Source organism: Paraburkholderia sp. GAS38 (genome assembly GCF_050434965.1).
Lineage (GTDB): Bacteria > Pseudomonadota > Gammaproteobacteria > Burkholderiales > Burkholderiaceae > Paraburkholderia > Paraburkholderia phenazinium_A.
The window spans coordinates 36,564-55,068 of record NZ_JBNDJO010000015.1 but is presented as its reverse complement, the minus strand read 5'-3'; the positions used below and the strand labels follow the sequence as shown (position 1 = coordinate 55,068).

Below are 18,505 nucleotides of genomic sequence, written 5' to 3'. Positions count from 1 at the left end.
GCATTGCTTACCGGCGGCGTGCCTGTTGCGGCGGTGGGCCAGCCAGCTTGTCGGCGTGCTGCTTCCCGGACAAGATTTTCCGGCGCCGTGTCAGGCCCGGCGCGGGATACGCGCTGACCGGGCAATCGTTCTCATTCTCCAGTGGGCACGTATTGTAACTGAATCACAATCCGTCACCGCAACCGGGATTATTCCGGGCCGCGGCACGCCATTATCCCGAAAATATAACGCGCGAACGCCTAAAAAGCGATGCCCGTGCACGATTCCTGCAACAGGGTTTTCACGCGTTTTTCACAGGTTGCGTGCTTCCTGGGTGCTTTTGGGCAGAACCGGGGGCTTTTCGAGCCCCACGCATTCTTCGTTCCCGGCTCTGCGACCCTTGCCGCCCCTGCCGGCGGCCGTTCAGACGAGGCAAGCGCTCAGGCCGTCGGTAATCAGGTCTTGCGGCAATTCGATGCCGATAAAGACCATCTTGCTGTTTTTCTTTTCGACCGGTTGCCATTTGGCGGCCAGATCGCTGCCCATCATCTGATGCACGCCCTGGAACACCACCTTGCGGTCGACGCCCTTCATGTACAACACGCCTTTATAGCGCAGCAGCCGCTCGCCGTAGATCTGCAGGATCCCGCCCAGGAAGTCCTCGAGCTTGTTCGGATCGAACGGGCGGTCGCTGCGGAAGACGAACGACTTGATCTTGTCGTCGTGATGCGCGTGGTGGTGATGGCCGTGGTCGTGGCCTTCGTGATCGCAGTGGCCATGATCGTGGTCGCAATTCGCGTGGTCGTCATGCGTATGGCCGTGCTCGTCGTGCGCGTGGGCGTGGCTGTGCGCGTGCTCGTCTTCAGCCAGGAAGTCCGGGTCGATTTCCAGCTTCGAATTCAGGTTGAAGCCGCGCAGGTCGAAGATTTCCTTGATGTCCGCTTCGCCGAAATTCACCATCTTGATCGCCGCGCGCGGGTTCATGTGCAGCAGGCGATGACGCAGCGCATCCAGCGTGGCTTCGTCGACCAGATCGGCCTTGGTGATGAACAGGCGATCGGCGAAACCGACCTGGCGCTGCACCACTTCGTGCTCGTCGAGCTGGTGGTTGGCGTGCTTGGCGTCGACCAGCGTGATGATCGCGTCGAGCAGGAATTCGTCGGCGACCTCGTTATCCATGAAGAACGTCTGCGCGACCGGACCCGGATTCGCGAGACCCGTGGTTTCGATCACGACGCGGTCGAAATCCAGCTCGCCGGCGCGCTTTTTCGCCGCCAGGTCGCCGAGCACGCGCGCCAGGTCGCCGCGGATCGTGCAGCAGATGCAGCCGTTGCTCATCTGGATGATCTGCTCGTTCGCGTCCTGCACGAGGATTTCGTTGTCGATATTCTCTTCGCCGAACTCGTTCTCGATCACGGCGATCTTCATGCCGTGCTTTTCGTTCAGGATGCGCTTGAGCAGGGTGGTTTTGCCGCTGCCGAGGAAGCCGGTCAGGATAGTGACGGGAATCATGGTGGTCGCCTGTTTGTGCGTGAATCTGTGCGTGAATCGGAATGCCTGGAGCGGCGGCAGACATAAGCCTGCGCCGTTCGAGCTAATCGGTTATTGAAACATATCTGTCAAGCCGCTGCAGACGGCGGGCCTTAGGTCACTCAGGCACCCGGTCCGCCCGCCGCGCAGGAAATAACCCTCAAACTATGGGCGATCAGGCGATTTGCAACAATAGGCCTTTCAGATACTCGCCTTCCGGGAAAGCCGTGAGCAGCGGATGGTCGACGCCGGCCCCGAGGCGCTTGAGGATGCGGGCGTCGACGCGGGCATCCGCGGCCGCGCCGGCAACGATCTTCTGGAACAGCTCCGCGTCGATGGCGCCGGAACACGAATAGGTGAACAGCAGGCCGCCCGGGCGCAGCAGCTTGAGGCCGGTCAGGTTGATGTCCTTGTAGGCCCGCGCGGCGCGGTCCACGTGTTCGCGCGACGGCGCGAATTTGGGCGGATCGAGCACGATCAGGTCGAAGCGCTCGCCTTCTTCGTGGAGCCGGCGCAGCGTCTTGAACGCGTCGGCGTCGAGCCAGGTGGCGCGGGCGGCGTCGAAGCCGTTGGCGGTGACGTTCTGTTGCGCGAGCGCCAGAGCCTCGCCGGAGGAGTCGATCGACACCACCCGTTTTGCCCCGCCCTTGAGCGCCGCCAGCGAGAAGCCGCCGGTGTAGCAGAAGCAGTTCAGCACGTCGCGATCCTGGGCGAGCTCCTGCACGAGGGCGCGGTTGTCGCGCTGATCGACGTAAAAGCCGGTCTTGTGGCCGTTACGCACGTCGACGTGGTAGCGCACGCCGTTTTCGCTGGCGATCAGCGGGTCGGACGGCGGCTCGCCCGCCAGCACGCCGGTGATCTGTTCCAGGCCTTCCTTCTCGCGGATCGACACGTCCGAGCGCTCATAGACGTTCGGGCAGCCGGTGGCGGCGCTTAAGGCCGCGACGATCGCCTCCTTCCACGCCTCGACCCCGGCGGCCATGAACTGGCAGACGAGCTGGCTGCGCTGGCCGGCGTCGTCGGCGACGTAGTGATCCACGATCAGGCCCGGCAGGCCATCCGCTTCGCCGAAGATCAGGCGCACGGCGCCGGTGTTGTGCACCATCGCCTGACGATGCTCGATGGCGCGCTGCACGCGGCGCTTGAAGAACGCGTGGTCGATCGGCTCCGCTTCGTCGAAGCTCCAGACCCGCGCGCGAATCTGCGAATGCGGGCTGTAGGCGGCGCGCGCCAGAAAACGGCCGTCATGCGAGCGGACCAGCACGGTAGCGCCGGCGGCCGGCTTCCCGTCGACGCGGTCGATGGCGGTCGCGTAGACCCACGGATGGCGGCGCAGCAGCGACTTTTCTTTCGACGGTTTGAGCGTAACGGTATTCATGACTTCGTGAGGTATTCAGCAGAACAATAGGCCGCTCGAGGCGGCGAAACTGGCGAGAGCGGGCGCCGAACGCCCACCAGAAGCGTTCGTCTCAGTCGCGTTTTTTGGCGCGCGGATGCGCCTGGTCGTAGACGTGCGCGAGGTGCTGGAAATCGAGCGCGGTGTACACCTGCGTGGCGGTGATGCTGGCGTGCCCCAGCAGTTCCTGCACGGCGCGCAGATCGCCGCTCGACTGCAGCACATGGGTGGCGAACGAGTGGCGCAGCACGTGCGGATGGACATTGGCGGGAATGCCGGCGACCAGCGCCATGCGCTTGACGCGCTCGCGCACGACGTTCGGCGACATCCGGTTGCCGCGCGCCGACAGAAACAGCGGATGCGGGTCTTGCTTGACGAATTCGCCGCGCACCGCGAGCCACGCGTTGAGCGCATCGAGCGCCTTGCTGCCCACGGGCACAATGCGGCGCCGGTTGCCCTTGCCGAGCACTTCGACTTCGGCGGAATCGAGCTTGAGCCAGCCGGCGGAACGGTAGCCGCCGGTGTCGGCGAAGCGGGCGTCGAGCCCGACCAGTTCCGCGAGGCGCAAGCCGGACGAATAGAACAGTTCGAGGATCGCGTGATCGCGCAGCCCTTCTGCCGTGCCGGCGGCGGGCGCTTCCATCAGCCGGTTGGCATCGTCGACCGAGAGCGCCTTGGGCAGCGTTTTCGCCTGCTTCGGTGCGCGCACTGTCGCAACCGGATTGGCCGGCAGGTCGACCCGCCCGGCGAGCCAGCGGTAGAAGGCCCGCCATGCCGACAGCCGGTGACTGATCGAACGCGCCGTCATGCCGGCCGCGTGGGCTCTCGAAACCGCGCCGCGGATGTCGATGGCGGTCAGGCTTTCGAGCGGCCGGCCTTTGGCCAGCCGCTTCAGTTCGTCCAGTTCATGGGTGTAGCCGCGCAACGTATGCGCCGATAGCCGCCGCTCGTGCTCGAGATTCGACAGGTAGTCGGCGATCGGATCGGCGGTGGTCACAGTGGGTCGGCGGCGGGTGGCGGATCGGCCGTTCAGCGCGGCAGCAGGCGGCTGAGCGCCGCGCTGGCCAAGGCGCCGATCTGCGTCAGGAAGTCGGTCGCCATGCCGTCGTGGAAGCGCCGCGGGTCGGACGAGCCCATCACCAGCAAGCCGAAAGTCGGCGTCTCTTCCTTGCCCTCGGGGTCGCGCAGCGCGAGCAGCGCGATCGATTCCGTGGCATGCCCGCCTTCCTGCGGCTCGGCGCCTTCAGCGGGCACGGACGTCACCGCCGGCACGAGCCATTGCGCCGCTTCGAAGCCGGAATTGGCGCCGCAATACGGTGTGGTGAGGCTGTTCGCGAAGATCCGCACTTCCTCGCCAACCTGACGCGCGAAGTCGGCCTGGGTGTAGGGCTCGGCGACGTCCCACACGCGCAGCGCCGCCTGCGGCACGTCGAACACATCGCGCAGGCCGTTGGCGATGGTGCGCGGCAGTGCGTACGGATCGCGCTCGGACATCACGCGGATGGTCCAGCGGTTGAACTTCGACGCAATGCTGTCGTTCTCGTGCCCGTAGCGCAGCAGTTCGGCGAGGCGCCGTTCGAGATGCTTGTTCTTCTCGCGCAGCATTTCCATCTGCCGTTCCTGCAGCGAGACCGCGGCTTTGCCGTGCGGATTCGCGAGCTTGATGGTCGCGAGCATTTCCGCGTGTTCGGCGAAGAATTCGGGGTTGGCGAGCAGGTATTCAGCGACTTCGCGATCGTTCATGGTTTCGGCTAAAGGACTACGCCCTCACGCGGGCGCATCGGTCAATGGGGTCAGTCGGTCACGTGTCTGGTTGGGTACGGCCATCCCTCGGGCCACGCGTCGTGGCCGCTTAGTCGGCCAGTTCGATTTCACCTTCGAATACGGTCGCAGCGGGCCCGGCCATCAGGAGCGGCGCATCGTCGTGTTCGCCATTCCAGGAAATTGTCAGCGCGCCGCCATGGGTATGCACCTTCACCGGCGAATCGAGCAGCCCGCGGCGGATCCCGGCGGCGACCGCCGCACAGGCGCCCGTGCCGCATGCCAGTGTCTCGCCGGCGCCGCGCTCGTAGACGCGCAGGTTGATCTCGTTGCGCGCGACGATCTGTATGAAGCCGGCGTTCACCCGTTGCGGGAAGCGCGGATGATGTTCAATGATGGGCCCTTCGATCAGCACCGGAAACGCCTCGACGTCCTCGACCACCTGCACGGCGTGCGGATTGCCCATCGAGACGACCGAGATCCAGCGTTCGACGCCGTTCACCTCGAGCGGCCAGAGCGTGTCGCCACCCTCGCGGCGTCCGTCGAGGCGGCTTGCGTCGAACGGCACGCGGTCCGGTTCGAACACAGGCACGCCCATATCCACCGTGACTTCGCCGTTGTCCTGCATGGTCAGCGTGATGACGCCGTTTTGCACCTGGACGCGCACGCTGCGCTTGTCAGTCAGGCGCGTGTCGCGCACGAACTTGACGAAGCAGCGCGCGCCGTTGCCGCAGTGCTCGACCTCGCCGCCGTCGCAATTGAAAATGCGGTACCTGAAATCCACGCCCTCGATGGTGGGCCTTTCGACCAGCAGGAGCTGATCGGCGCCGACGCCGAAGTGCCGGTCCGCGAGCGCGCGCACTTGCTCCGCGCTCAGCTTGAGCGGCTGCGTAAAGCCGTCGAGCACGACAAAGTCGTTACCCGCGCCGTGCATCTTGGTGAATTTCAGTCTCATGTCGCTATTGTAAGGGACGCGCGCGGACGTGCGCCGAACGCCGTTTTTATTGCGCCGGGATCCTTCGTGTTGCGGGGCTCGCCATTTCCGCCAGGCGGCTCCCGCGTTGCGTTCAGTACACGCTCGGCTCGCCCGGCGGCCGCGTCTTGAAGCGCTTGTGCACCCAATAATATTGTTCCGGCATCAGCGGAATCTGCTCTTCCAGGAACGCGTTCATGCGGCGCGCGTCGGCTTCGTCGTCGCCGGTGGGGTAGTGGTCCCACGGCTTGAACACCTTGAGACGATAGCCTTTGTAGTTCGGCAGCACTTCGCCGATGAACGGCACCACCTGCGCCTGGCCGACCTTGGCAAGCCGCCCGACGGCGGTCAGCGTGCAGGCCGGCACGCCGAAAAACGGCACGAAGGCCGAATTGCGCATGCCGTAGTCCATGTCGGCGCCGAGCATCACCGGCTTTTTGTCGCGCAGCCAGCGCAGCACCATGCGGGCGCTGTCGGCGCGGCTTGCCATGTCCGCGCCGAAGCGGGCGCGCGCCGCCTTGGCGACGGCCTCGAGTTCCGGGTTCGACATGGGCTGATACAGCGAGCCGCATTGGCGCCTGAGCGAATAGTTCAGGAAGATCGAGCCCGCCTCGATACCGACGAAGTGAAAGCCGAGAAACAGCGTGGGCGGCAGGTTGGGATCGGTGAGGTCGATCGCGCTGTCGAGCTGAATCAGCTTTTCGAGCTTCCTGGCCGAGCCGAACCACTGGACGCTGCGCTCCACATAGCTGCGGATGGCGTGGCGGAAATGCTTCTGCGCGACGTCTTCACGGCGCTCGTCGCTCCATTCGGGGAAGCACAGCTTCAGGTTGATATGGACGATGCGCTTGCGCCGGCTGGGGATCTGATAGAGCAGCCAGCCCAGGCCGTCGCCGATGCGGGCGATGAGGCCGTAGGGCAAAAGCGCAAACAGTTTCAGCAGTCCGATGGCGAGTTTGGCTCCGAAGCGGCTCAGCATGTCGCCGCTCCACGGCGGGCACCTGAGGACGCGGCGCTCAAGGAAACCGAAAACGAGTCGAAATACAACACGCGTGGGTACTCTGTGACAAATGTAGGAAGTCGCTATAATAAGGCCTTCGCCGAGTTAATAGACAACTTGCGGGGCGAAGCTGGCAGGTGCGATCCACGCGATACGCGCCCGCTAGTCAGGAAATCCGCTAAAGCGTCGCCGCTTCAGGCCTCCGAAGCTGGCTACGTGAAACTCAACCGTAACCACATAACAGGAGTCTGCAACGTGGCAAACGACTATCTCTTCACCTCAGAATCCGTTTCCGAAGGCCATCCGGACAAGGTCGCGGACCAGATCTCGGACGCGATTCTCGACGCCATCCTGGCTCAGGACAAATATTCCCGCGTCGCCGCTGAAACGCTGTGCAACACGGGTCTGGTCGTGCTGGCCGGTGAAATCACCACCACCGCCAACGTCGATTACATCCAGGTCGCGCGCAATACGATCAAGCGCATCGGCTACGACAACACCGATTACGGCATCGACTACCGCGGTTGCGCGGTGCTGGTCGCGTACGACAAGCAGTCGCCGGACATCGCCCAGGGCGTGGACCGTGCGCACGACAACAACCTCGACCAGGGGGCGGGCGACCAGGGTCTGATGTTCGGCTTTGCGTGCGAAGAAACACCGGAGTTGATGCCGCTGCCCATCCACCTCTCGCACCGTCTGGTCGAACGCCAGGCTAACCTGCGCCGCGACGGCCGTCTGCCCTGGCTGCGTCCGGATGCGAAGTCGCAGGTCACCGTGCGCTACGTCGACGGCAAGCCGCATTCAATCGACACGGTCGTGCTGTCCACGCAGCATTCGCCGGACATCGAGCTGTCCACACTGCGCGAAGCCGTGATCGAAGAAGTCATCAAGCCGACGCTGCCGGCTGAGCTGATCAAGGGCGACATCAAGTTCCTGGTCAACCCGACCGGCCGGTTCGTGATTGGCGGCCCGCAAGGCGATTGCGGCCTGACTGGCCGCAAGATCATCGTCGACACGTACGGCGGCGCGGCTCCGCACGGCGGCGGCGCGTTCTCGGGCAAGGATCCGTCGAAGGTCGACCGTTCGGCGGCTTACGCCGGCCGCTATGTCGCGAAGAACATCGTGGCTGCGGGTCTCGCGTCGCGCTGCCTGATTCAGGTGTCGTATGCGATCGGCGTGGCGCAGCCTACGTCGGTGATGGTCAACACGTTCGGTACGGGCCGTGTGTCGGATGCAACGATCACGCGCCTCGTTCAGGAACACTTCGACCTGCGTCCGAAGGGCATCATCCAGATGCTGGACCTGCTGCGTCCGATCTACGAAAAGAGCGCCGCTTACGGCCACTTCGGCCGCGAAGAGCCGGAATTCACGTGGGAGGCGACCGACAAGGCGCTGGTCCTCGCTGAGGCCGCAGGCACGGAGCCGGTGGCTGCGCTGGCTTAAGCCACGTTTGTCTGGCGGTTTTGAATGAAGGACAGGGACGCGAATCCCTGTCCTTTTTTATTTGAAACGCGTGTTTCGTCGCGGGAATACGTGCTTGAGCCGAGCGGCGGGTTGTCTGTGACAGGCCGGCTACGTTGCCCGGGAACCGTCGGCATTCAACAGACGAAACTCCGCAGGCGATTCTTCCAGCGAGTTCGTGGCCCTGATTTGCAGTATCAGGTTGGCAAGGCCCGAGTAGTCGAATTGGGCGCACCACTTTGCCATTCGGGACATTGCCTTGATTAGCGGCTCCGTGTGCTGCCCTTGTGTCGGCACTCGAAGGCAGTCGACAAACTGAGGGTGGAACAGCGTCGGGATGATGATGCGACAGCGCTGGACTCTGGATAGCTCGGCGTTCATGATCAATCGCGACAAGCGGCCGTTACCGTCCTCGAACGGATGAACTTCGGCAATCAGGAAAAGATAGTAGATGGCCCGAGCAAGTCCCTCGGGAACTGCAAGCGCCAGGCGGGACCCTTCTGCAAGGGTTCCGCGTACGTGCGAAGGCTGTACGAATTGCGTCGTGCCCGCATAGTTCGATTCGAGTTTCAGCTGCCCAGGACGAGCCTCGGGGCGTCGCTCAAGCATTCTCAGATGCCGCTCCTGAAGGACATCGACGAAGTCGTCACCGACCGGAGGTACGGCTGCCCTGGTGTCGGTACTGTTGGCGAGATTGAACACTCCCAAAATGTCGTGAGAATCCTTAGGTCGTTGAGGAACGATCTTATTGCGCAGGACGATCCCTTCGGCTTCCTCCACGGAGAATTTGGTCCCCTCTACGTAGTTGGAAAAGTACGACTCGAAGAACGCGAAATTGATTCGGCCGCTGCCTGGCGCAGCGACCTCGGCAATATCCGGCAGCACTGCGACGCGTAGCGCGGTCGCGAGGGTACCGAAGAGGTTGATGCGGTTCGTATCAATGGGCGTGCCGTTAGCGATGGCCAATCCTGTCTTGGTTTTGAGCGCCCCTTTCGAGTGAGTGCTCAGCAGCGCCCCGATCATACTGTTGAGTACATCAAAACTGGCCCCGGCGGCCAATGGAACGGACAATTCCCGAGCGCGGTCGCGAATCCGGTTTAGCCCAGTTTCCTTGTTTGCGTTCAGGCAGTTGATGAGGCGCTCCTCCACCTCCTCGTGCGACGCGCGGGTCGTCGCAGAGCCACGGCTTAGATTTTCGAGCAGAGCGCGTTCGAAAGAAGACCAATACAGGTCAAATGATCCAAGTGGAAAATCTCCGGGCTGGCGGCCGGGGCCCTTAAGCAAGACCAGAGTGAGGCCGGGATAGCGGATGCGCCGGTTGAAGCGCGTGGGATGCGATATCACGACCTCGTTGGTCGCTGTGATACCGCGCGTGAACGCGCTGAGATGCGAAACGACGCCGCCAGGGACGGCGTGCGCGGCAAGCTTTTGCCAGTTCCGCTGAACTCGCCCTGCGATTTCTTCATCGACTCCAGCTTCGACGTAGACACCCGGGGCGACTCGCGTCAAGAGTCCGCTCTTGGCGCGCCGTTGGAGGTCGCGGTCGAATGCAGCGTCGCCGGTCGCAAACAGCACTTCATCGAACTGTCGTTTTTCCGCTTTTAAGCCGCTCATTTTCGCCCGCGCGTGTCGTATTTCAGCTTTTATTATAGTGCTTTTGTCGTTTTTCAGCTAAATTCGAGGCGTGCTGAGGCACATGGTCCGTCGCTTTCCCGCTAAAGAACTGGGATTCTGGACGAGAAATGTCGCCGAAGCGCTAAGCTGGACGCGATTTTGTCGCGAACGAGCTTATTTAGCGTGGCGGACACCATAGGAGGGTGTATCGGAGAGCTCTAAGCAATGGTTGCCACTGGGTAGTACAAAAAATCGCACTAAACGCATGCCTCAGCGGCTTGCGAACCCAAACCACCCTTCACTGCTAAACGACATCCGGCGCGGCCGACGGCTGGTGCTGCGTGGCGCGGCGACGCGTGGCGCAGGCAGCGCGCGCAACGGCGTAGGCTTGCGCAGCAGCGTGCGCAGCGAAAAGCGGCGCGAGCCGGCTTGCGTGCGCAGTGCGATGAAGAACGTCTGGAACCAGGTGCGGATGCCGTCCACCGGTTTGGCGTCGCGCCATTGCCCGGCGAGCGCGCGGGTACGGGTTGCGTGGTGGCGCAGCGCGCGCACGACATGGCGGCGCGCGGGACGCGCTGCCTTGAGGGCGGCGCGGGTAAGACGGGTGCTCAGGAGAGTGTGCATGGCTTCAAAGGTGGGCAGCGTGTCGCGCGACGGGAGGTGCTAGAAAAAGCAGCACCAACTATGCCAGCGGGAGCGGCGCGCAAGCCCGGAAATGGACCGGAAAGTGGCGGCAGCGGCCTGGAAAGGCCGTGCGCTAAGGAAAGCAGCGGGAATTGCAATCAACATGCGAGCAGGCTACACGCGAATCGTGACGTCAGAAAGTCCGTTTTAACCCTCGGGCTTACGGGTTTTTACGGGGCAGATCCGTCGCCGGCGCAGATGAAATCCGTCCCTTGACGGTCGAAAAATGTGCATGTCCGCCCTTGCCGCGTGCACCCGGCCCCTTTGTCGCACCGCAAAGGCCGCACGCTGATCGCGCACGTTTTACAATCGAGCATCAGCCAGTAGAAAGTAACGGAATACCCCATGTCAGTTCATTCGAAGAAAGAACAGGTTCAGATGTTGCGGGAACGGGGCTTCGTCGTCGTGCCGGGGCTGGTTTCGCCCGAGCGCTGCAGCGAACTGAAGCAGATCGCCCTGCAGCAATTGCAGGAAGCGGCCACGCCGGTCGAGTTCGAGGCGGATCTGCGCTATCCGGGCGCGCCGGAGTCCAAGCATGCGCCTGGCGGCCATACGGTGCGCCGGCTGCTCGATGCCTATGCGCGCCACCCGCGCTTCGCCGAGTGGGCCACGGCGCCGGAAATCCGCGGCTGGATGGAAACCTATTTCGGTGAGGAACCGCGCCTGTCGCGCGCCCATCACAACTGCATGATGACCAAGCATCCTGCCTATGGCAGTCTGACCGGCTGGCATCGCGACGTGCGTTACTGGTCGTTCGAGCGGGACGATCTGGTCTCCGTGTGGCTCGCGCTCGGCCCGGAAACCGTCGATAACGGCGCGCTGTGGCTCGTGCCGCAGTCGCACAGTGCGACGTTCACTTCCGAGCGTTTCGACGACGCGAAGTTCTTCCGCTCCGATTTGCCCGAGAATCAGGCGCTGATCCAGACGGCTGTGTCCCCGGAGCTCAAGGCCGGCGATGTGGTGTTTTTCCACTGCAATACGCTGCATTCGGCCGGCAAGAACATCAGCGACGACGTGAAGTTTTCGCTGGTGTACACCTATCACGGTGCGAGCAACGTGCCGCTGCCGGGTTCGCGCTCCGCGTCGAAGCCCGAAGTGGCCTTCTGAACCAAGGCCGGGCACCCGCCGGGCGGGTGCCCTCTGCCGCGCGTCCTAGCGCTTGCCGCTCGATGTAGCCATCCCAATCAGGCCTGCGAGCGTCGCCACCACGCCGCCTGCAATCAGGTAAATCGCCTTGTTGGAGGGCGAGCCGGTGAACACGCGCGACACGTCGCTGCTGAGCGAGTGGTACGCCTCGCCGCCGAAGTACAGCAGCACCACGCCGCCGACAATCAATGCGAGCGAAATCGCTTTGGTCATGAAAAACCTCCTATAAACAGGGTCGTCGAAGTGTAGGGGAGGGTTGCTGCCGCGTCCATGCGTCAGCCGTGTTGCCAGCCGCCGCTTCAATCGCCTGGCAGGCCTCTTCGCCGCTCGCTTCTGTCCCGCATAATGGGCCTCAGCAAGTCTTTCGACGATTCGCTAAGATAGTGAGCTCGTCTCACCCCGCACTGAACCGCACGCGGCCGTGCCGCCCGAGCAATCGGCGCAGCGGCTGCCTGACGACTCTTCCTTCCGTTTTCATCAAGGGATTCAAGCAATGGCTTACGAAGCAGCTTCAGCACGCTATTCGGACATGCAGTACCGCGTTTGCGGCAAGTCGGGCCTCAAACTACCGGCGCTCTCACTGGGCCTGTGGCACAACTTCGGCGATACGACACCGCTCTCCACGCAACGCGAAATCCTGCGTACCGCGTTCGATCTCGGCATCACGCACTTCGACCTGGCGAACAACTACGGGCCGCCGTACGGCAGTGCTGAAACGAACTTCGGGCGTCTGTTCAAGGACGACTTCAAACCGTACCGCGACGAACTGCTGATCTCGTCGAAGGCCGGTTGGGACATGTGGCCGGGTCCGTACGGCCAGGGCGGCGGCTCGCGTAAGTACATCCTCGCAAGTCTGGATCAGAGCCTGCAACGCATGGGGCTCGAGTACGTGGACATCTTCTATTCGCATCGTTTCGACGCCGACACGCCGCTCGAAGAAACCGCCGGCGCACTGGCGAGCGCCGTGCAGCAGGGCAAGGCGCTGTACATCGGCATCTCGTCGTACTCGGCCGCCAAGACGCGCGAGATGGCGAAGCTGCTCGCCGAATACAAAGTGCCGCTGCTGATCCATCAGCCGGCCTACAACCTGCTGAACCGCTGGGTCGAGCACGAGCTGCTCGACACGCTCGAAGATCTCGGCACGGGCAGCATCGCCTTCACGCCGCTCGCGCAAGGCCTGTTGACCGGCAAATATCTGAACGGCGTACCGGACGATGCGCGCGTCAACAAGCCGGGCGGCGGTTCGCTGAAGCAGGACCACCTCAGCGCGCAGAACATCGAGCATGTGCGCAAGCTCAACGAGATTGCCCAACGTCGCGGTCAGAGTCTCGCGCAGATGGCGCTCGCGTGGACGCTGCGTGGTGGACGCATTACTTCGGCGCTGATCGGCGCGAGCAAGGCCGAGCAGGTGCGTGAAAACGTCGGTGCGTTGAAGAACCTCGAGTTCTCGAAGGAAGAGCTGGCGGAGATCGACCGCTATGCGACCGAGGGCGGCGTCAACCTGTGGGAGAAGCCGTCCACGGATCAGGCCATCTAAAGCTGACGGCGTACCCGTCGGAGCGATGTCAGGAAAGCCGCCGTAAGGCGGCTTTCCTTTTTGGGCGTGGGTCTCGCGTCACCCGTTGTGCCACGCCGAGGCCGTTCTTCCCGCTGTCACAGAGCGCTGCTAAGGTCGCGGCGATCTCGTCTCGACGGAGGGAAGATGGACCCACGTGCGGCCGCTCAGGCTGGACCGGCAGCGCCGACTACGGCAAACGCGCGACGCACCCCGCGACGCGCGGCCATCGACGTACGCGCCAATCTCACGCTGCTTGCGGTGGTCACGCTGGCGACGGCGCTGCAGCTTTTCGGCTTGCCGTTCCTGCTACGTGAATGGGGGATGCCGGCGTTGCTGCTGATCGTGCCGCTGGTGGTGTCGACTCCCATGCACTGGGGTTTGATTCACGAAGCGATTCACGGACAACTGTTTGCCGCACGGCATCTGAACGAAGGTGTGGCGCGCGCCCTGGCGATCGCCTTCGCGCTGCCGTTCGACGCCGTACGCTTCGGACACCTGATGCATCATCGCTTTACCCGCGAACCGTTCGATCGCCCGGACGTGCTCGACGCAAGCCGGCCGCTGTGGCAGGTGCTGCCCGGTTACTACGGACGTTTGCTGGGCGGTCTGTATACGGGCGAACTGGTGTTGCCGCTGCTTGCCTTTGCGCCGGCCAAGTTGGCGCGCTCGCTGGTGTCCCGCGCGATCGGAGCGGAGGGGCCCGCCGGTGCCGACGTGCAGCGTCTGTTCGCGAGTTTCGCGGCCGATCCCGCGCGGCGCGCGCGCATCCGCCGCGACTGGCTATTGAGCCTTGCGTTGTTCGCGCTTGCCTTCTATCTGTATGGGACGTGGTGGCCGGTGCTGGCCGTGTCGATGTATTTGCGCGGCGTGTGGCTGTCGCTCGCGGACAACCTGCCGCACCATGGCGTAGCGCTCGACGTACCCGGACGTTCGCGCAACTTTCGCGTGGCGCGGGTATGGCAAGGTGTGCTGATGAATCACCATCTGCATCGTTTGCATCATCAGCATCCCACGTTGCCGTGGACGGCGTTGCCGGCGCTCGCGCTTGAAACGCGCGGCGAAAAAAACGCAGGAACGGACGCAAAAGCGGACGCACAAACGGACGCGATCGACCCCGCCTATTTCCGCAGCGCGTTACGCCAGTTCAGGGGACCCGGAGCGCTGGACGCGGCGACGGCGCATTGACTGGCGCCCCGGCCGCGGCCGCGCGGCTAGACTAGCGCGGGTAGTCCTTCGACTAGCAGCACGGCGACGCCCACACCCATCAGCGCGCCAATCAGGCGGAAGATGTTGTGCCTCAACTCCGTCTTGCACGGTAGGGCGCCGACAAACAACGCACCGGCTAGCGCCATCGGAATGATCAGGATGAAATCGGCGATCGTGAAGTAGGTCGTCATGCTCGTCTCCTTATGGTGTTGCTCGCGGGTTCAGCCCTGTATTTTTAGGCTTGATGCGGCTGCCACGCTTGATGTGAGTATAGGCCACCCCTTGGGCGATGGGGGACCTGTTTGCGGCGCTGCAGCGAGGCTTCGCAGTGCGTGGAAGTCTTGCCTGGCGGGGCTGCGCGGGTTTTCACCAGGCGTCGTTGACGCGCCAGGCAGTGTAGCGGCCGCTTACATTGTCCTTTCTGGATGATGGGGCACCCGGTGCCTCGCCCGCTCGTGCACGGCCCAGGAAAAAACCAAACGCGACAGAAGCGACACCGTCTGCGATGACCACGATTGTCTTCAGCATCGTCGGTCCGAGGTTGTTCAACATGACGACGATGCCGCCGCCCAGCACGCACGTTTTTGAGATATCAGTGCCGCAGGGTTTATGATGGGTCATCAGCATGCGGTAGAGTAGGGCCATCGGCTTGGTTTTTTTGCCGGTCCACCACCGCGTGCGACGCGGAGACAATCAGGTGCGTGCGCAACGTGTTCGGCGAAGCGGCGCTTTTATCATCACCTCGACCGGCACGATCGTCATATAGCCGGCAATGGGAGAACGGGGAAATATCATGCAAGTCGGTTCTATTGTCCGATCCGTGCATATCGCCGTGCCGCAGGGCGCGCGCGGGATTGTCATGCGCATTCTTGGCGATATGGCGATGGTGGCGTGGTATGCCGGCGAACCCGGCACATCGCTCCAGTTGAATACAGAACCCTTCTTCCTCGAAGACCTGATCGATACGGGCGAGCTCGTGCGCCCGGCCAGTGCGCAGATGCACTGAACGCGGCGCGTGTCCGCGCGTGTCGCTGCAGCGCTCGTCTTTGACGGCGTCGCGGCGCACAATGCGGGCATGAACCCAGACACTCACGATTCGCAGGACAGCGTCTCCGGCGCTGTGCCTTTTACCCGGCTGACGCCGGAATGTGTGCTCGACGCAATCGACAGCGTGTTGAGCACGGTCGGCGTTCGCACCGATGGACGCATGCTGCCGCTCAACAGCTACGAAAACCGCGTCTATCAGATCGGCGTCGAGGACGGCCCGCCCGTCGTCGCGAAGTTCTACCGGCCCGAGCGCTGGACGGACGAGGCGATTCTCGAAGAGCACGCGTTTGTCGCCGAGCTCGCCGCGCGCGAGATTCCGGCGGTGCCCGCGCGCGTCTTCGAAGGCCGCACACTGCATGCATTCGATGGCTTCCGCTTCTCGATCTTCGAGCGGCGCGGCGGTCGCGCGCCCGACCTGGACCGGCCCGACACGCTCGAATGGCTCGGCCGTTTTATCGGCCGCATCCACGCCGTGGGCCAGACCGAGGACTACACGGCGCGTCCCACGCTCGACATCCAGACCTTCGGCTATGAGCCGCGCGACTTCCTGCTGTCGCAGCACTTCGTGCCCGACAACGTACGCACCGCATGGGAAACCGTGGTGAATCTCGCGCTGCAAGGCGTCGAACAGGCGTTCGAGCGGGCCGGCGACATTCGCGCTTTGCGCATGCATGGCGACTGCCATCCGAGCAACGTGCTATGGACCGATGCCGGCCCGCATTTCGTCGACTTCGACGATAGCCGCATGGGGCCGGCGGTGCAGGATCTGTGGTTGCTGTTGCCGGGCGAGCGGGCCGAAGCGTCGCGCGCGCTCACCGATCTGCTCGCGGGCTACGAAGACTTCTGCGAGTTCGAGCCGCGCGAACTGCATCTGATCGAAGCCTTGCGCACGTTGCGGCTGATTCATTACCAGGCATGGCTTGCGCGCCGCTGGGACGATCCGGCTTTTCCTGCGGCGTTTCCGTGGTTCAACACGCAGCGCTACTGGGAAGACCGCATTCTCGAAATGCGCGAGCAACTCGGCGCCATGCAGGAAGGGCCGCTCTGGCCGGTTTAGCCTTCGGTTGAGGCGGTATTGCGGCCGTAGGGCGGCCTTATCAAGGTGCGAATGGTGAGAGTGACGAGGACGGTGTGGAGGGTGAGAACGCCGCCACGTGCGACGATTCGACCAGCGTCGACTTAACGATCACCTCGGCCCGCACGTCGCGCCCGACCCGCTCGATGGTGGGACGCATCTGCGCGAACTCGTCGGGAGTGCAGACCTCGCTGTCGAAATGCGTGACGCCGTCGCGCGTCATCGTCACGATGTTGGTAAGCGGATCGAAGCGGTACTGCGAGTGGAAATCGATGAAGCGATCCTGCGCTTGCGTCGCCTCCGGCATGTCGAGCACGCTGAAGTTGGGTGGCAGCGAAATGCGCGCGTGTTCGTGCAACTCGAGGTTGCGGCAGACGAACGGCTGGGTGCGCTGACGTTCGCCTAACCAGTACTGCGCATCCGCACTGAAGCCGCCCGCAAAGCTCGTCAGTGCGGGAATGGAGGCCGCGGTGCCCGGCACCACGAGGCTCTCCAACGTGCCTTTCATTGTGATCGTCAAGGGGCCGTCGGTGGCGGCGAGGTCGCTTGTGGATAGCGTGGCCGTGCCGTTCAGGTTGGCACTGCGCAGTTCGGCCTGAATCGATTCCTCACGCTGCGCCGGTGTCTGCATGCGCAGCATTGCGCGTCCCTGTTCCGCCGGCCAGCCGGACGCCTGCACCTGATAGACGAAACTCGCCGAGCCATCGGGCGCGACCGTGATCGACAACTCGGAACGATGCGCCATGGTGGCAGTCGCCGGCGTTTGCGCCAGCTTGCCCTGGTCGACGAGTAACGCGGGCCGGTCCATGTCGGTGGACGGCAGAAAGCCGAATTCCACATTCGATGCTGTGGAGTCGGCGTACATCTGCAAGTCGGGCAGCCAGGTGATCACGTGATTGATCACGCCGTAGCCGGGCACGCTCGGCAGCGTGTAGATCGTGCCGCTGCTGATCAGCGCCGGCTCGTTGCGGATGCCCACCGCGTCGAGCAACGCGCCGTATAGCGCGACGTGGTCCTTGCAGTCGCCATAGCGGTCCGCGAGGATGGCGCTCGCCGGATGCGGCACCACCGCGCCGCGCCCCACGTTGATGGCGACGTAGCGCACATTGCGGCGGACCCAGTCGTAGAGCGCCTTGGCTTTCGCCCGCGGCGAGCTCTGGTGCGCAGCGACCGATTGCGCGAGCTGGACCAGCGCGGCGTCATGCGCGCTCGGGTCGGCCGCCGACGCGCGATACGTCGCGGCGAATGCCGCGTAGTCTGCGAAGGTGGACACCATCAGGCGGTCGCCGTAGGACACATACGCCACCGAACCATGCTCGAGGCGGCTGAAATGCGCCCGGTCATAGCGGAATTCGTAACGTGTGCGGCCGTCGTGCGTGACCGGCGGCTCGACCGTGAAGCCGCGGGCGTCGGCGTAAAGCGGCTTGTCGGCGGGGAGGTCGTAGATCAGGCGGAAGTTGTGAGTGGGTGCGAGATCGGGCGGCGTGAAATCGCTGAATTCACCCGCTACGATCGGCACCTTTTGCGTCTTGCGGTAAGTCAGGTGAACGCGCGAGCCTGGTTCGACCGCAGGGAACACGATCACCTTTTCCTGGATGTCCTGGAACATTGGGGCGTCGAACGAGCGAGCTTCCTGCACGTCGCGGATCTCGTCGGGCTGGACGTCATGGCGCACTCCGTCCGCACCGGTCGTATAAGCCTCGATGATCTGCACATCCGCCATGTTGCGGTTGAACCAGATGTATTGCTGGGCCACGCGCGCCACGCCCGCCTCGTTGTTCACGTGCAGCGTCATGCTGTCGAGCTTGCTGTACGAGCCGTCCGCGTTGACGGTGTAGGTCTGGGTTTCGCCCTCGTTGGTGTAGGGATCGTCCGGGCCGACCGCGACCGCAACGCTCGCGCTGGCGGCGCAGGCGCTCAAGAGCCAGCTGGCAGTCGCGATATAGGCGAAAGGGGCGAGGCGCATGGCGGGTTCAGGTGTCCGAACGGATACGTTGACGGGGCTGCGTCGCTCAGAGTCGGTTCACAGAAGCCGCTTGTCAAGCGGGCGGCGCGCATAAGCCCGGTTTTCGCCT

General features: G+C 63.6%; 18 protein-coding genes. 6 read left to right on the top strand and 12 right to left on the bottom strand.

Annotated elements, in window-relative coordinates:
* Positions 1–402: 402 nt before the first annotated feature.
* The 6 genes from P3T42_RS29090 to P3T42_RS29065 all read right to left on the bottom strand — a co-directional run bounded on the left by P3T42_RS29090 (position 403) and on the right by P3T42_RS29065 (position 6,618).
* Entirely contained in the window at positions 403–1,491 is a 1,089-nt protein-coding gene (locus P3T42_RS29090; RefSeq protein ID WP_429307998.1) for a CobW family GTP-binding protein, read from the bottom strand.
* A 193-nt stretch (positions 1,492–1,684) separates the two neighbouring features.
* Complete coding sequence (locus P3T42_RS29085) at positions 1,685–2,887, bottom strand: class I SAM-dependent rRNA methyltransferase (protein WP_074301080.1); 1,203 nt, start codon at positions 2,885–2,887, stop codon at positions 1,685–1,687.
* A 91-nt stretch (positions 2,888–2,978) separates the two neighbouring features.
* Positions 2,979–3,902 (bottom strand): tyrosine recombinase XerC, encoded by a 924-nt coding sequence (gene xerC / locus P3T42_RS29080; protein ID WP_074301079.1) that lies wholly within the window; start codon positions 3,900–3,902, stop codon positions 2,979–2,981.
* A 32-nt stretch (positions 3,903–3,934) separates the two neighbouring features.
* The gene (locus P3T42_RS29075) at positions 3,935–4,648 is read right to left on the bottom strand and encodes a DUF484 family protein (RefSeq protein ID WP_074301078.1); all 714 of its coding nucleotides are present in this window, start codon (positions 4,646–4,648) and stop codon (positions 3,935–3,937) included.
* Between the two features lie 109 nt (positions 4,649–4,757).
* The gene (gene dapF / locus P3T42_RS29070) at positions 4,758–5,621 is read right to left on the bottom strand and encodes a diaminopimelate epimerase (protein WP_429307997.1); all 864 of its coding nucleotides are present in this window, start codon (positions 5,619–5,621) and stop codon (positions 4,758–4,760) included.
* A 112-nt stretch (positions 5,622–5,733) separates the two neighbouring features.
* A complete protein-coding gene (locus P3T42_RS29065) occupies positions 5,734–6,618 on the bottom strand; it encodes a lipid A biosynthesis lauroyl acyltransferase (protein ID WP_074301076.1) in 885 nt (294 codons plus the stop codon).
* A 276-nt stretch (positions 6,619–6,894) separates the two neighbouring features.
* On the opposite strand from P3T42_RS29065, the gene metK reads away from it, so the two are divergent.
* Positions 6,895–8,082, top strand: a complete 1,188-nt coding sequence (metK, locus tag P3T42_RS29060; RefSeq protein WP_074301075.1) for a methionine adenosyltransferase — start codon at positions 6,895–6,897, stop codon at positions 8,080–8,082.
* A 129-nt stretch (positions 8,083–8,211) separates the two neighbouring features.
* Here metK and P3T42_RS29055 read toward each other — a convergent pair whose 3' ends face one another.
* Positions 8,212–9,714 (bottom strand): Fic family protein, encoded by a 1,503-nt coding sequence (locus P3T42_RS29055; protein WP_429307996.1) that lies wholly within the window; start codon positions 9,712–9,714, stop codon positions 8,212–8,214.
* 270 nt (positions 9,715–9,984) lie between these two features.
* Positions 9,985–10,338: a hypothetical protein gene (locus P3T42_RS29050; RefSeq protein WP_074301073.1), complete on the bottom strand. Its 354-nt coding sequence runs from the start codon at positions 10,336–10,338 to the stop codon at positions 9,985–9,987.
* A gap of 405 nt (positions 10,339–10,743) precedes the next feature.
* Here P3T42_RS29050 and P3T42_RS29045 point away from each other — a divergent pair, with 405 nt between their 5' ends.
* Entirely contained in the window at positions 10,744–11,505 is a 762-nt protein-coding gene (locus tag P3T42_RS29045; RefSeq protein ID WP_074301072.1) for a phytanoyl-CoA dioxygenase family protein, read from the top strand.
* Positions 11,506–11,550: 45 nt separating this feature from the next.
* On the opposite strand, the gene P3T42_RS29040 is transcribed toward P3T42_RS29045, so the two are convergent.
* Positions 11,551–11,757, bottom strand: coding sequence for a DUF3185 family protein (locus tag P3T42_RS29040; protein WP_074301071.1), 207 nt, complete (start codon positions 11,755–11,757; stop codon positions 11,551–11,553).
* Positions 11,758–12,037: 280 nt separating this feature from the next.
* Here P3T42_RS29040 and mgrA point away from each other — a divergent pair, with 280 nt between their 5' ends.
* Both mgrA and P3T42_RS29030 read left to right on the top strand, forming a co-directional pair.
* Positions 12,038–13,081 (top strand): L-glyceraldehyde 3-phosphate reductase, encoded by a 1,044-nt coding sequence (gene mgrA / locus P3T42_RS29035; protein WP_074301070.1) that lies wholly within the window; start codon positions 12,038–12,040, stop codon positions 13,079–13,081.
* Between the two features lie 165 nt (positions 13,082–13,246).
* Entirely contained in the window at positions 13,247–14,287 is a 1,041-nt protein-coding gene (locus P3T42_RS29030) for a fatty acid desaturase (protein WP_429307995.1), read from the top strand.
* A 26-nt stretch (positions 14,288–14,313) separates the two neighbouring features.
* Here the strand turns inward: P3T42_RS29030 and P3T42_RS29025 are convergent, their stop codons facing one another.
* Positions 14,314–14,499 (bottom strand): hypothetical protein, encoded by a 186-nt coding sequence (locus P3T42_RS29025; RefSeq protein ID WP_074301068.1) that lies wholly within the window; start codon positions 14,497–14,499, stop codon positions 14,314–14,316.
* Between the two features lie 175 nt (positions 14,500–14,674).
* On the bottom strand, positions 14,675–14,953 hold the full coding sequence (locus P3T42_RS29020; protein WP_074301067.1) for a hypothetical protein: 279 nt from the start codon (positions 14,951–14,953) through the stop codon (positions 14,675–14,677).
* 148 nt (positions 14,954–15,101) lie between these two features.
* Between P3T42_RS29020 and P3T42_RS29015 the strand changes: the two genes are divergently transcribed.
* The gene (locus P3T42_RS29015) at positions 15,102–15,314 is read left to right on the top strand and encodes a hypothetical protein (protein WP_074263085.1); all 213 of its coding nucleotides are present in this window, start codon (positions 15,102–15,104) and stop codon (positions 15,312–15,314) included.
* 69 nt (positions 15,315–15,383) lie between these two features.
* Positions 15,384–16,412, top strand: a complete 1,029-nt coding sequence (locus P3T42_RS29010; protein ID WP_429307994.1) for a serine/threonine protein kinase — start codon at positions 15,384–15,386, stop codon at positions 16,410–16,412.
* A 40-nt stretch (positions 16,413–16,452) separates the two neighbouring features.
* On the opposite strand, the gene P3T42_RS29005 is transcribed toward P3T42_RS29010, so the two are convergent.
* Entirely contained in the window at positions 16,453–18,396 is a 1,944-nt protein-coding gene (locus tag P3T42_RS29005) for a DUF3857 domain-containing transglutaminase family protein (RefSeq protein WP_074301066.1), read from the bottom strand.
* Between the last annotated feature and the right edge of the window lie 109 nt (positions 18,397–18,505).

Excerpts from the sequence above, each read along its gene's own strand:
- P3T42_RS29050 (WP_074301073.1), bottom strand. The coding sequence starts at position 10,338 with ATGCACACTCTCCTGAGCACCCGTCTTACCCGCGCCGCCCTCAAGGCA.
- mgrA (WP_074301070.1), top strand. The coding sequence starts at position 12,038 with ATGGCTTACGAAGCAGCTTCAGCACGCTATTCGGACATGCAGTACCGC.
- P3T42_RS29090 (WP_429307998.1), bottom strand. The coding sequence starts at position 1,491 with ATGATTCCCGTCACTATCCTGACCGGCTTCCTCGGCAGCGGCAAAACC.
- P3T42_RS29055 (WP_429307996.1), bottom strand. The coding sequence starts at position 9,714 with ATGAGCGGCTTAAAAGCGGAAAAACGACAGTTCGATGAAGTGCTGTTT.
- P3T42_RS29010 (WP_429307994.1), top strand. The coding sequence starts at position 15,384 with ATGAACCCAGACACTCACGATTCGCAGGACAGCGTCTCCGGCGCTGTG.
- P3T42_RS29020 (WP_074301067.1), bottom strand. The coding sequence starts at position 14,953 with ATGGCCCTACTCTACCGCATGCTGATGACCCATCATAAACCCTGCGGC.
- dapF (WP_429307997.1), bottom strand. The coding sequence starts at position 5,621 with ATGAGACTGAAATTCACCAAGATGCACGGCGCGGGTAACGACTTTGTC.
- P3T42_RS29015 (WP_074263085.1), top strand. The coding sequence starts at position 15,102 with ATGCAAGTCGGTTCTATTGTCCGATCCGTGCATATCGCCGTGCCGCAG.
- P3T42_RS29005 (WP_074301066.1), bottom strand. The coding sequence starts at position 18,396 with ATGCGCCTCGCCCCTTTCGCCTATATCGCGACTGCCAGCTGGCTCTTG.
- P3T42_RS29085 (WP_074301080.1), bottom strand. The coding sequence starts at position 2,887 with ATGAATACCGTTACGCTCAAACCGTCGAAAGAAAAGTCGCTGCTGCGC.
- P3T42_RS29030 (WP_429307995.1), top strand. The coding sequence starts at position 13,247 with ATGGACCCACGTGCGGCCGCTCAGGCTGGACCGGCAGCGCCGACTACG.
- P3T42_RS29045 (WP_074301072.1), top strand. The coding sequence starts at position 10,744 with ATGTCAGTTCATTCGAAGAAAGAACAGGTTCAGATGTTGCGGGAACGG.
- P3T42_RS29040 (WP_074301071.1), bottom strand. The coding sequence starts at position 11,757 with ATGACCAAAGCGATTTCGCTCGCATTGATTGTCGGCGGCGTGGTGCTG.
- P3T42_RS29065 (WP_074301076.1), bottom strand. The coding sequence starts at position 6,618 with ATGCTGAGCCGCTTCGGAGCCAAACTCGCCATCGGACTGCTGAAACTG.
- P3T42_RS29025 (WP_074301068.1), bottom strand. The coding sequence starts at position 14,499 with ATGACGACCTACTTCACGATCGCCGATTTCATCCTGATCATTCCGATG.
- P3T42_RS29075 (WP_074301078.1), bottom strand. The coding sequence starts at position 4,648 with ATGAACGATCGCGAAGTCGCTGAATACCTGCTCGCCAACCCCGAATTC.